The organism is Desulforamulus ruminis DSM 2154 (assembly GCF_000215085.1).
GTDB lineage: Bacteria > Bacillota > Desulfotomaculia > Desulfotomaculales > Desulfotomaculaceae > Desulfotomaculum > Desulfotomaculum ruminis.
In genome coordinates this window covers 1,228,003-1,240,192 of sequence record NC_015589.1, presented here as the reverse complement: position 1 = coordinate 1,240,192, position 12,190 = coordinate 1,228,003, and the positions used below count along the sequence as shown (strand labels likewise).

The following is a 12,190-nucleotide window of genomic DNA, read 5'->3' as shown; positions in this document are numbered from 1 at the left end:
ACCGCACCTCCCTGCCAATTAACCGATATTTGCCTGCAATAATTCTTCCTTCTCCTTCTCCTGGAGTATTTTATTCTGATCCAGCAGGATAATTAATCTTTCTTCCAGCACCGCGATACCGCGCAAGTAAGCGGAATCCACTCCATTGACCACCGGCGGGGCCGGTTCAATGCTGCCGGATGGGAACCGGAGCACCTCCTGAACCGCATCGACAATCATGCCGATGGTCTGACCTGATACCTCCACAATAATAATGCGGCTGGCGGTGGTCCGTTCACCCTGCCCCAGCCCAAAACGCAGTCCCAGGTCAATGACGGGGATAATCCGTCCCCTTAGGTTGATAACCCCTTCCATAAAACCGGGTGTACGGGGAATTTTGGTGATTGTCTCCATACGAATAATTTCGTAAACGGCATTAATATCTATGCCATAGACTTGTTCCATCAGTTGAAATACTACCACTTGCTCTTCCTGCATGCTCTGAGTGCTGACTGACAAGGCTTATCACTCCTTATCCTATTATGGTTGTGTCGTTTGGCTATTCACCGCTTCCGGCTCTACTTCCTGGAACTTGGTTCTTAATATAACAATATCAACCCGCCTGTTTTGTTGGCGGTTCAGATCGGAGTTATTGGGCATTCTAGGCCTGTATTCTCCATAACCGGTGGCGGATAACCGGTCCGCGGGAATCTGACTGTATCCTACCAGACGATGGACCACGCTGGCGGAACGCATCAGCGAAAGCTCCCAGTTGGAAGGATATTTATAAGTATTGATAGGAAGGTCGTCCGTATGCCCCTCTACCCGGATATAGTTCTTGGTCTGCTTAAGAATCCCTCCCACCTGGTCAACAATTTCATTGGCGGAAGAACTTAATTCAGCTACACCAAGGGGAAACAAGACCACATCCTGAAAGCTGACCACAACCCCTCTTTCTTCAATTCCTACCGTAACCTTGCCCGCCAGACCGCTCTCGTCAACATATTCCTGAATCTGTCGTCTGATATTTTCCATGTTTTCCAGTTCCGCTTTATCGGTAGACTGATTTAGTTCCTTTTCCTGAACCCCCGGAGCAACGGACGCCCCTCCGCTGTCCAGAACACTGGAGCTTCCTCCCATGGTTTTCGCCAGGGAGGAGGCAATAGCCTGGTATTTGCTGGCGTCAATTTTACTGAGGCTGTACATTACAATAAAGAAGATCAGCAACAGGGTGATTAGGTCGGAATAGGTGATCAACCACCGCTCGCTATTTTCCTTTTCCGCCTCTCCCCTACCCCGTTTTTTCATTATTCTTCACCTTCATCCGATTGGTTTTTTACTTGCCCGGGCCGAATAAAGGCATTTAATCTTTCCCGGATAATAATGGGGTTATAACCGGCCTGCAGGGCCAGGATCCCTTCAATCATCATTTCTCTCAAAATTAATTCTTTTTTACTAAGGTTTTTCAGTTTCCCGGCCACGGGCAGCCAGAAAACGTTGGCGGAGCCCACGCCGTAAAGAGTAGCGATGAAAGCCATGGCAATGGCTGGGGCCAAGCTGTCCGGGTCCGTCAAGTTGCCCAAAACGTGCACCAGACCCATCACTGTGCCGATAATCCCCATGGTGGGGGCATAGCCGCCGGCAGCTTCAAAGATGCCGACTCCTACGTGATGCCGTTCATAGGCGGCATAGACCTCGGTTTCCAGAATGCTGCGCACCATTTCGGGGTCAGTGCCGTCCACAACAAGCTGCATGGCTTTACGCAAAAAAGGATCTTCAATGGTATGTAATTGGCTATCCAAATAAAGCAGGCCTTCCCGGCGGGCCTTTTCAGCCAGATCCACTACCAGATTGATGGTTTCGGAAAAATCCGGAAGTTTCTTGGTAACGGCCGTTTTAATGAGTCCGGGTATGGATAAAACTTCACTGGTGGAAAAGGACACCACCGTCGCTCCAATGGTGCCGCCGACAACGATGATAAAAGCCGCAGGGGCTAGAAGGGCGCTGACATGTCCACCCTCCAAAAGAAATCCTCCGACCAGGCAAATTACGGCAAATATAATCCCAAAAGGAGTCATTATTTCCAACAAAGTCACTTCCTTAGATAAATTTATTTCTCTTACCTAATTAACTAAAACTACGACTTATTATGTATGAATTCCTGCTGTCCAGGTTTCATTTTACCAAAATATAACTTATTATTTACCATTTTTCTCAAGAATTCGCCCAGCCACGACAAAAGAGAAACAAACTGTATAAACCTCGGCACTCCGATGGTTTGGCTACACGGAGCTTTATCTTTAAAAAATCATCCCTTTTAAAAAGGCAAGAAAATTGACACCTCCTGGGAGTATACTATAATAATGTCACGGGTACCGCTAACACGGAAAGGTTTTGATGCCATGAGAGTTTCTGTAATCCACACAGCCGATGATATTGTCAGAGAACACATAGTTAATAAATCGGTTGTCATGTTCGATATCTTAAGAGCCAGCAGCACAATTTCGACAGCTTTGGCCAATGGCTGCCAAGAAGTCATTCCGGTGGTTGAAGTGGATGAGGCACTGGCAATCGCCAGCAGGCTGCCGGAAGACACCTGTATCCTGGGCGGGGAGAGAAGTGCCGTAAAGTTACCGGGATTTCATCTGGGCAACTCTCCCCTGGAATATACTCCGGAAGTGGTGGCCCATAAAACCGTTATTTTAACCACCACCAACGGTACCAAAGCCATCCGCCGGGCAGCCGGGGAAGACGGCGTGGTTTTGATCGGCAGCCTGTTGAACTATTCCGCCGTGGCCCATAAATTATTTGCAGCAGAGCAGGATATCCTTCTGGCCTGTGCCGGAACCCGGGGAAAATTTTCTTTGGAGGACACCTTTGCCGCCGGTCTGGTGGTGGCCGAACTGGTTCAGCTCTGGTATAGCCGGCATAATGCCGCCCCGGAGGAATCCTGCAGCCCGCAGGCTGATCCGGTTCCCATCTATGCCGAGGAAGTTCCGGTGCTACCCGAGAACGGCCTGCTGCTGGAGGATGCCGCCGTAGCCGCCCTGCGCCTGGCAGAAGCCTACCGCCATAAGCCTTTAAGAGCTTTATACGATGCACTGCACGGCCAAAAATTAGCCCAGATGGGCCTTTCCATTGATTTAAACTTTTGTGCCCAGCTTAATCTTTATGACGTAGTTCCCGTCTACCGGGAAGGAAAAATCACCTGCTTATAAGCAGTTCCGCAATTTAAAGGGAAATATCGCCAGGCACGTTATTTTATTACGTGTTGTAAGGTTGGGCCAAAGCATATATTATAGAAATGGGTATGGTATGGCGGTCTCTAAAGCCAACAGGGACCTGTTTTTATTTGGGGGGATTAGATTGAAAACCTGGTATGTGGAGGACGCCGGTGGCGGCTGCCGGGCCTTTGGAGAAATTTTAGTTCTGGTATGCGAGGAAACCGGTGAAGTATACTCGGCCACGGTACCCGTCACCTGGAATCATAAGATGGGTTGGGAAGAATTGGTCTGCCAATTGATGATAAAGCTTATGGACCAGGCCCAGGCCACCATTCATGATCAGTATCTGGTGTGCTCGGGAAATATTTTTCATACCTATCACAAATGGCTGACAGATCACAACTACACCTGGGAAACGCACAAGATGGATGGTCTGGCTCACGAAGCGGCAGAAGGCGAGTTTCACCGAATGGCGGCGGAGGCGGGCTTTCCGGGCATGGGGCTGCAGGAACGGGATTACCGCAGTTATTATACGGAACTTGAAAAATGGGTTTCCTCGGACCCTGAAAGGAAACAAAAGTATTGGAAAGACCGGGAGGTTCGTAAAAAACCCGCAGTTCCCAGATATGTACTGAAAAGCAACCTGCGTACCAGCCGAACCTGCCAGCATTGCAATAAAAAAATCCCACCCTTCAGCCCGGTGGTGGAATTAAAGTTCCGCAAGGACGGGCGGAAAATCAGGGCCTTTTTTCATCCGGAATGCAGTCCCACCAAACCGTTGAAAACTCAGTTGGACCAACTGGAAGTTCAGTGGAAGGGCAACAAACTGACCGGAGTGATTGTCCCCTGCCCCGAAGAAATTCACTGCTCTATCTGCGGTGAGGCGGTGGAACCCGGACAACGGACTTTTTACGCCTATAAGGATAATAAATTAGTGTGCGGGCATCTTCACTGCTTTGAACAAAGTAAACCATCCAGTGAAACAGGATAAATGGCAAAAAAGGGTTGCTGCAAAAAGAACCATACTGTGTTCATTTTGCAGCAACCCTTTTTAAAAATCTAGAACACCATTTTTACCGATTTTTTAAATCTCTAAAATCTGTCCAATCCGTGTTCTATTGGTCCGTTGTTTCAATACGCCCTCCTTTAGTGCAGCGTTGTGGGTTTAGGAAACTGGGTCCCCTCTAAAATGAGCTGTAATTGGATCAGCTCTTCAATGCCTTCGTTTACTCCAACCAGTTCTTTGACATGATTGTAAAGTTTATCTAAACCTGTATGTACATTGCGAATCAGCAGTGCGTAGGGCTTAAACTCTTCTTCCCGTAAAAGGTCCGGCGCCCCCTCATCAACGATTTGCCAGTCCGCCATCAAAACCATGCTTTGTTTTTCGGCCATTACATTGAGAAACTCCCACATTTCCCGGTTAAAGGCCACCACCAGACTTTCTTCCTGATCCCAGTTCATTTCTAACAGGACCAGATATTCGGCACTGTCGGTAACCACCAGGTCCCAGGAAAACCAATAATCAATCTCTTCTCCGGCATGAAAACGCTTAAATAAGTGGCTCATGTCCTCCTTGAGGGATGGAATAACAACCACCACAGCCAGTTCCGATTCTCCCAGAAATTCCGGGAAAACCACCTGTTTGTGCAAATCAATCTCCCCTTTGGCCTAAAGAAAAATCCCCAAAACAATACCCGCAGTGCTGACCCGGGTACAGACGATTTTTATATTCCTATGCTCTGGATACAAGTATTATATCATAAAGGCCTTGGTTAAAAATTTATCGTGCCCAATTTGTTCGCCTTTGTAATTTTTGAACCACCGGCAGGTCTGCCTCGGTAAAATTGTAACCGGTCATTTCTTCCGGGGTTAACCAGCGGAAATCCTTACAGTCCCTGGTTTCCGGAGCTTGCCCCAGCCAGCGGCAGGAATAACACAGCAGCAAAATATGACGCTCACCATAAAGATGGGAAACCACTTCAAAGATGTCGCCCACCTCAATCTCCATGCCCAGTTCTTCTCGGATTTCCCGGCGCAGCCCCTCCCTGGGTTCCTCGCCGTAACCGAGTTTTCCGCCGGGAAACTCCCATTTCAACCCGTGATCGGCATTCTTTTTGCGCTGGGCGATCAGCACTTGATCCCCTTTAAAAATAACGGCGGCCGTAACCACTAATGTATGCATATTTCCCCCTGGAATAAAAGGTTTTTTATTTATTCTGCCACCTTATAAAGGAGATTACAATCCTCTATTCTTTTTTCCCGGCCACGGCACGGGCCAGTGTTTTTAATCCCTGGGGGTGGTGAATATAAGCCAGGTGGCCCTTAATTGGATTGTATTGATCCAACAGGCACTCCACCTGAGCGTCCGGCCGGCAGTTCAGGCTCAACAAGTGGGGGCAGGCAATGTCCAGCCGACCGGCCAAATTGGTCCAGGGGGCGGGAAGCGGTTTTTGGCCCAGATCGGCTCGCCTGCGTATCCAACGGCGGAACCAGAAAACCGGGCTGCCAACGGTAATGAAATGTTTAATCCGAGGGTGAATTTGCTTGTTTCGCTGCAGGGCGCAAAAGGCCACCATGGAACCCAGACTGTAGGCTACCAGGGTTACCGGCCTTCCGGTCTGCTCCAGGGTCTGGTAAACCCTTTGGTTCACCGCAACATAGGTTTTATCGTCCAGCAGGTAGCAGAAAATATCGCCAAAATGATCCACCACCAGATCAATCAGGGCATCCAGGGGGCCCCGTTTCGTTAATCGCAATAACTCCTCCCGGGTCATATTTTGCCAAACATCCTCTTTCATTTCCTCAAAAAAATCCCGGGAAAACAGAGAAATCAACTTTTTCCAACCGTCTCCGGGTTGGGGAACCAGATCATAATAATAAATTCCGTCAAAACAAAGATCTCTGGCTTGCACTCCCTGCTCTATTAAATGAGGCCGGAGGTTTTTAGCCCACCCGCTCCAGTATTCTCGGCTGGGGTTATGCCCCATGCCGTGGATAAAAATAATCAAACCCCACACCCTCTTTTTCTCTGCTTGCTACAGGGTATGAGGTTCCATAGGCATCGGTGAGAAGCCGGAGCTTAAATCAGGCCAAATAAATCCTCCCAGCCTTCTAAAAGATGGTCGGGTTCATGCCGGGCCAGTTGTTTCCCCTCGGCCATGCCCCAGGTAACCCCAATGGAAACCACTTCAGCCTGCTTTGCGGCCAGAATGTCAAAGGGGCTGTCCCCTACATAAGCGGTGGTTTGGGCTTGGGCCTTCATCTCTTCAAGGGCCTTTAAAACCGGGTCTGGCTGGGGCTTATGCCGGGTGACGTCTTCTGCGGTAATGATAACTTCCATATACCGGTCCAACCCTAGATAGCTGGTACTGCGCAGGGCTCCGGCACGGCTTTTGGACGTTACAATTCCCATGGAACAGCCTTTATCTTTTAAGACCTCCAGCATTTCCAGGGTACCGGGATACATACGGGTCATTTCATCATGCTCAAGAGCATAATGATACTGGTAGCGTTTTAAAAAATCCTCCCAACGGTCCTCTCCGGCAAATTGAACGGCAATCTCCTTGAGGGGAAGACCGATTAATGTCATCACCTCGGCATTGCCCCAGGGGATTTGCATCAGATCAAAAACTTTTTGATAGGTCTTTTGAATAAGCGGCAGTGAATCAATTAAAGTGCCGTCCAGGTCAAACAATACGGTATGGATGGTCATAAAATCCTCCAAACTTATAGATTTGAATATTTTACCATCAAACCCTCCTGTTTCCAAGAACAATTTTTAACTTTATTCAACATTATTTCTCAAAATATTCGCCACCAGCCTTACAAAGATTTAACTTATTATACAAGGAATAGTCCTCATAGAAGTAGAATTATTCTTTATACTTTTGGTCAAAAGGCAATTCCTTTCACAAGAAAAGCTTGGGGGCAGAAAATGAACCTGACGAATGAAGTGGTGAACAAGGTAAAAGCGTTGGTCCAGATGAATGAGAAGTTGACACAGCTACACTGGATCGTAGCTCAAGTGGCAGGGGAAAACAATCTTCATACCATGTATAATTTAATTTTAAACGGCTTCATGCAGATCGCCGAGGTTCCAGGCTGCCATTTTATTCTTTTGGATGAAAACGGCAAGTTCCTGGATATTGTGAAACGTTGCCTGGAGAATAATTCCTTTTGCACTTGTCCGTCCTCCAGGGAAATCTTTTCCCAGCAAAGCAAGCTCGCCCTTAATGAATTATCTTTTCCCCATTCTGACTATTGTTCCGGTTGTCAGGAGCATTGTCCGATCCGCAATTTACAAATCTATCATCTGAACGGCAGGGACGGTAATCCTCTGGCCATTCTATGCGCTCATCATTTTGAACCGCCCCGGTATAATGAAGAAAATACCATGATTTTAGAATTATTTACCATCCAGGTCAGTCTGGCTCTGGAAAACGCCCTGCTCAATAAAAAGCTGAAGAACCTGTCCATTACCGATGCCTTAACCGGTCTCTATAATCACCGTTATTTCGTGGAACGCCTTCATTTGGAATTAAACACCTGTTGTAAAACCGCCGGGGAAATGTGCCTGATGATGCTGGATGTAGATGATTTTAAAGGTTATAACGATACTTACGGACATCCCGCCGGCGATGAAGTCTTAAAAATTATGGCCAAAACCTTTACCGAAAATATTCGTCCCAAAGACATTGTAGCTCGGTACGGCGGAGAGGAGTTCGCCTTTATCCTTCCCCATACTAGTCTGCAGGAAGGCATCGCCCTGGGTGAAAAAATCCGCCGGGCCATTGAGAGCCGAACCTTCCCCCTGCGCCAAGTTACCGCCTCCCTGGGCATTGCCCATTTTCCTACCCATTCCCGGGATAGCGATCACCTGTTGAAACTGGCGGATACCGCCTTATACATGGCTAAGACCGGCGGTCGCAATAAATTGATCGCCCCTGATTTTTAAGACCCCTCGCAATCAATCTTAGCGAGGGGTCTTCACTTTTATATTTCTTCCCGGACCAGATGGCAGGCCACCCAGTGACCGGGTTTAATTCTTTTAAATACCGGCTCGTGATGCCGGCAGACATCCTGGCAGTTAAAACAGCGGGTATGAAAACGGCAGCCTTGAGGCGGGTTAACCGGACTGGGCACATCCCCGGCCAGAATGATCCGTTCCTTTTTAACCCTGGGATTGGCTACCGGAATGGCTGAAAGCAGCGCCTGGGTATAAGGATGCAGCGGATTTTGGTATAATTCTTCGTCTCCGGCCAGTTCCACCATCTTACCCAGGTACATCACTCCAACACGGTCGCTGACGTGTTTTACCACGTTTAAACCATGGGCAATAAACAAGTAAGTCAGGCCGAACTCCTGCTGCAGATCCTTCAACAGGTTTAATACCTGGGACTGGATGGATACATCCAGGGCTGAAACCGGTTCGTCACAGATGATCAGCCTGGGGTTTAGCGCCAGGGCTCTGGCAATCCCCACCCTTTGACGCTGACCGCCGCTGAACTCGTGGGGGTAGCGGCGGGCCTGGTAAGCAGCCAAACCCACACAGGATAACAGATGTTCCACCTTTTTTTGCACCTCGGGCCCCGCAGCCAGCTTATGCAGCCGGATGGGCTCGGCAATAATATCTCCCACCGACATGCGGGGATTCAGGGAGGCGTAAGGGTCCTGAAAGATAATCTGCATATCTCTGCGCAGGTTTCGCATCTCTTTGGAGCCGGCCTCAAAAACATTCTGCCCGGCAAATGTCACACTGCCGGCCGTAGGCTCCAGCAGGCGCAAAATCAGGCGGCCGGTGGTGGACTTGCCGCAGCCGCTCTCTCCCACCAGGCCGAGGGTTTCCCCCTCCCGAATGTCAAAGGTCAGGCCGTCTACCGCCTTTACCTGCCCCACCTCTTTACCAAACATGCCCCGGTGCACAGGAAAATATTTGGTCAGGTTGTTTACATGGACCAGTACCGACATTATTCAGCCCCCCCTTCATACAGCCAACAACTGACCCTGCGGCCGGGCGATATTTCCCGGAGGGTTGGCCGTTCTTGATGGCAGCGGGGTTGGGCCTCCGGACAGCGGGGAGCAAAGGCGCAGCCGGCGGGCAGATGGGTCAGGGGCGGTACCATGCCCTCGATCATATAAAGTTTCTCCTTCTGATCCTCAACACCGGGAATGGATTTTAACAATCCCCGGGTATAAGGATGCAGCGGCTTATCAAACAAATTCAAGACCGGGGATTCCTCCACCAGTTTGCCGCAGTACATCACCACGGCCCGATCGGCCATCTCGGCCACCACCGCCAGGTCGTGGGTAATCATCATGATGGCCATGCCCAGTTGTTCCTTCAGCTCCAGCATCAGTTCCAGGATTTGGGCCTGAATGGTCACATCCAGAGCGGTGGTGGGCTCATCGGCAATCAACAGCTCCGGACGACAGCAGAGAGCCATAGCGATCATTACCCGCTGGCGCATGCCTCCGCTCATCTGGTGGGGAAAATCATGCACCCTTTTCTCCGGCGAGGGAATTCCGGTAAGCCGCAGCATTTCAACACTCTTCTCCAAAGCCTCTTTTTTGTTTAAACCCTGATGCAGGATAAGAGATTCGGAAATCTGCTGCCCCACCCGAAAAACCGGGTTCAAGGAGGTCATGGGTTCCTGAAAAATCATAGAGATGCGGTTGCCCCGGATTCCTCTCATTTCCTTCTCGGTCATTTTCAGCAAGTCATTGCCGTTAAATAAAATTTCGCCCTCTACGATCCGTCCCGGCGGACTGGGAATCAAACGCATGATGGAAGTAGCCGTAATGCTTTTGCCGCTTCCGGATTCCCCCACCACCGCCAGGGTCTCTCCCCGGTTTAAATGAAAGGAGACTCCGTCCACCGCCGGCACCACCCCGTCCTCCAGGAAAAAGTGGGTTTTCAGGTCTTTCACTTGCAGCAATGTTTCTGTCATCTTCCCACCTCCTAGCGTTTCAACCGGGGATCCAGTGCATCCCGCAGTCCGTCACCCAGCAGGTTAAAGGCCATAACCGTCAGGGTAATTGCAATACCGGGGAAAAACACCAGATGCGGTGCATTATTCATATAACCACGTCCGCTTCCCAGCATGGTGCCCCACTCGGCAATGGGCGGCGCCACACCCAGCCCCAGAAAACCCAGGGCGGAGGTTTCCAGAATGGCGGTGGAGATGCCCAGGGTGGCCCGGACAATGATGGGGGCAATGACGTTGGGCAGAATGTGTTTGAAAATGATTTGTAAATCCCGGTTTCCAATGGCCCGGGCCGCCTGTACATACTCATTTTCTTTTATGGATAGTACGGACCCCCGGACAATCCGGGCATATTCGGGAATGGACACAATCCCGATGGCAATAATGGCGTTCTCCACACCCCGGCCTAAAATGGCCAGCAGGGCAATGGCCAGCAGCAGGGAGGGAAAGGCCAGCATAATGTCCATAAAGCGCATGATGACATTATCCAGTCGCCCTCCGTAGTACCCGGCCAAGGAACCAAGCACCAGGCCCACCGACAGGGCAATGCCCACGGCAATGAGGCCCACCTTCAGGGAAACCCGGGCGCCGAAGATAATGCGGCTGAAGATATCCCGGCCCAATTCGTCGTTCCCCAGCAGGTGACTGGCGCTGGGTCCCTCCAGGGCAGTGGGTAAATCGCTTAAGTAAGGGTCATAGGGTGCCACCAGGGGGGCGAAAACCGCCACCAGGGTTAAAGCCACCAGAAATACCAGGCTCACCATGGCCAGTTTATTTTTGCGCAGCCGGCGCCAGAAATCCGTCAGGGGAGAGTAGGCCTGCTCCATTGGATCATCGGTTGTTAAGACTGCATTTGCTTGAGACATGGCAACTTCCTCCTTCCGGTCTAAGAATATTTAATGCGGGGATCCAGGTAGGCATAAAGTACATCCACAATCAGGTTCACCACCACAAAAACCGTGGCCACCATGATGACGCCTCCCTGAACCACCGGAAAATCACCGGCTAAAATAGCATTTACCACAAAGCTGCCAATGCCCGGCCAGGAAAATACCGTTTCCGTCAACACCGCGCCGCCCAGCAGAGATCCCATCTGCAGCCCGATCACCGTTACCACCGGAACCAGAGCATTGCGCAGAGCGTGTTTAAAAACCACCACGGTCTCCACCAGCCCTTTGGAGCGGGCGGTGCGGATGTAATCCTGGCGGATCACTTCCAGCATGGCGGACCGGGTCATCCGGGCGATAATGGCCATGGAATAGGAAGCCAGCGCCACGGCCGGCAGGATTAAATGACTGAGGGCCGATTTAAAGGCATACCAATTGCCGGTTAACAGGCTGTCCAGCAGATAAAAGTGAGTGATGGTGGCCGGTTCCATACCCACCGCGATACGGCCGGACACCGGCAGCCAGCCCAGGGTGACGGAAAACAGGATGATCAGCATCAAGCCCAGCCAGAAGATGGGCATGGAAACACCCAGCAAGGCACCCACCATACTAAAATAATCAAAAAATGAATATTGTTTTACCGCGGAAATGACACCGATGGTAACCCCCACCACAATGGCAATCAGCATGGCGGCCACGGCCAGCTCAATGGTGGCCGGAAAGCGGGTCAGCAGCTCATCGGTAACCGGCGCCCGGGTCATTAGGGAACGGCCAAAGTCCCCCTGAACAATCTGGCTTAAAAATACTCCAAACTGAACGTACAGAGGCTTGTTGAAGCCCAGTTCCTCCCGCAGGGAGGCCACCTGCTCGGCGGTGGCATGCTGGCCCAGCATCATGGCCGCCGGGTCCGCAGTGAAAAGGCGCAGCACCAGAAACACGAAAAGGCTTATTCCAAAGAGTACCGGAAACAACAGCAGGATTCTTTTTATAATGTAATTTAACATGGTTATCCCTCTTTAAAAAATTTCCAGCAGAAAACTTCGATCAATACATGAAGAACACGAATATGGCCCAGGGCCATATTCGTGTTTTAAAACAAAGTAGAACTTGTTAA

At 50.2% G+C, this 12,190-nt stretch carries 14 protein-coding genes; 3 read left to right on the top strand and 11 right to left on the bottom strand.

The genetic code is table 11. The features are described from left to right. Nucleotides 1-18: 18 nt before the first annotated feature. Genes DESRU_RS06175 through DESRU_RS06165 form a run of 3 tightly spaced genes read right to left on the bottom strand, consistent with a single transcriptional unit; the run spans nt 19 to nt 2,066 of the window. Nucleotides 19-477, bottom strand: a complete 459-nt coding sequence (locus tag DESRU_RS06175; protein ID WP_420536351.1) for a chemotaxis protein CheW — start codon at nt 475-477, stop codon at nt 19-21. A gap of 42 nt (nt 478-519) precedes the next feature. Then, nucleotides 520-1,287, bottom strand: coding sequence for a flagellar motor protein MotB (locus tag DESRU_RS06170; RefSeq protein ID WP_013841251.1), 768 nt, complete (start codon nt 1,285-1,287; stop codon nt 520-522). After that, nucleotides 1,287-2,066, bottom strand: coding sequence for a flagellar motor protein (locus tag DESRU_RS06165; protein ID WP_041275323.1), 780 nt, complete (start codon nt 2,064-2,066; stop codon nt 1,287-1,289). Before DESRU_RS06165 ends, DESRU_RS06170 begins: the two co-directional genes overlap by 1 nt. Nucleotides 2,067-2,342: 276 nt before the next feature. Here DESRU_RS06165 and DESRU_RS06160 point away from each other — a divergent pair, with 276 nt between their 5' ends. Then, the gene (locus DESRU_RS06160) at nt 2,343-3,197 is read left to right on the top strand and encodes a 2-phosphosulfolactate phosphatase (protein ID WP_013841249.1); all 855 of its coding nucleotides are present in this window, start codon (nt 2,343-2,345) and stop codon (nt 3,195-3,197) included. Between the two features lie 148 nt (nt 3,198-3,345). After that, nucleotides 3,346-4,194 (top strand): hypothetical protein, encoded by an 849-nt coding sequence (locus tag DESRU_RS06155; protein ID WP_238446375.1) that lies wholly within the window; start codon nt 3,346-3,348, stop codon nt 4,192-4,194. A gap of 155 nt (nt 4,195-4,349) precedes the next feature. Here DESRU_RS06155 and DESRU_RS06150 read toward each other — a convergent pair whose 3' ends face one another. From DESRU_RS06150 to DESRU_RS06135, 4 genes are all read right to left on the bottom strand, one after another. Next, nucleotides 4,350-4,856, bottom strand: a complete 507-nt coding sequence (locus DESRU_RS06150) for a hypothetical protein (protein WP_013841247.1) — start codon at nt 4,854-4,856, stop codon at nt 4,350-4,352. Between the two features lie 130 nt (nt 4,857-4,986). Next, complete coding sequence (locus DESRU_RS06145; RefSeq protein WP_013841246.1) at nt 4,987-5,388, bottom strand: (deoxy)nucleoside triphosphate pyrophosphohydrolase; 402 nt, start codon at nt 5,386-5,388, stop codon at nt 4,987-4,989. Nucleotides 5,389-5,452: 64 nt separating this feature from the next. Continuing rightward, nucleotides 5,453-6,223, bottom strand: a complete 771-nt coding sequence (locus tag DESRU_RS06140) for an alpha/beta fold hydrolase (RefSeq protein WP_238446374.1) — start codon at nt 6,221-6,223, stop codon at nt 5,453-5,455. Between the two features lie 62 nt (nt 6,224-6,285). Further along, the gene (locus tag DESRU_RS06135) at nt 6,286-6,918 is read right to left on the bottom strand and encodes an HAD family hydrolase (RefSeq protein ID WP_013841244.1); all 633 of its coding nucleotides are present in this window, start codon (nt 6,916-6,918) and stop codon (nt 6,286-6,288) included. Between the two features lie 222 nt (nt 6,919-7,140). Here DESRU_RS06135 and DESRU_RS06130 point away from each other — a divergent pair, with 222 nt between their 5' ends. Beyond that, the gene (locus DESRU_RS06130) at nt 7,141-8,160 is read left to right on the top strand and encodes a sensor domain-containing diguanylate cyclase (RefSeq protein WP_013841243.1); all 1,020 of its coding nucleotides are present in this window, start codon (nt 7,141-7,143) and stop codon (nt 8,158-8,160) included. A gap of 38 nt (nt 8,161-8,198) precedes the next feature. Here DESRU_RS06130 and DESRU_RS06125 read toward each other — a convergent pair whose 3' ends face one another. Genes DESRU_RS06125 through DESRU_RS06110 form a run of 4 tightly spaced genes read right to left on the bottom strand, consistent with a single transcriptional unit; the run spans nt 8,199 to nt 12,080 of the window. Continuing rightward, nucleotides 8,199-9,173 (bottom strand): ABC transporter ATP-binding protein, encoded by a 975-nt coding sequence (locus DESRU_RS06125; protein WP_013841242.1) that lies wholly within the window; start codon nt 9,171-9,173, stop codon nt 8,199-8,201. After that, nucleotides 9,173-10,153, bottom strand: a complete 981-nt coding sequence (locus DESRU_RS06120) for an ABC transporter ATP-binding protein (RefSeq protein WP_013841241.1) — start codon at nt 10,151-10,153, stop codon at nt 9,173-9,175. Before DESRU_RS06120 ends, DESRU_RS06125 begins: the two co-directional genes overlap by 1 nt. A gap of 11 nt (nt 10,154-10,164) precedes the next feature. After that, on the bottom strand, nt 10,165-11,055 hold the full coding sequence (nikC, locus tag DESRU_RS06115) for a nickel transporter permease (RefSeq protein WP_013841240.1): 891 nt from the start codon (nt 11,053-11,055) through the stop codon (nt 10,165-10,167). A gap of 20 nt (nt 11,056-11,075) precedes the next feature. Then, nucleotides 11,076-12,080 (bottom strand): ABC transporter permease, encoded by a 1,005-nt coding sequence (locus DESRU_RS06110; protein ID WP_013841239.1) that lies wholly within the window; start codon nt 12,078-12,080, stop codon nt 11,076-11,078. Nucleotides 12,081-12,190 lie beyond the last annotated feature (110 nt).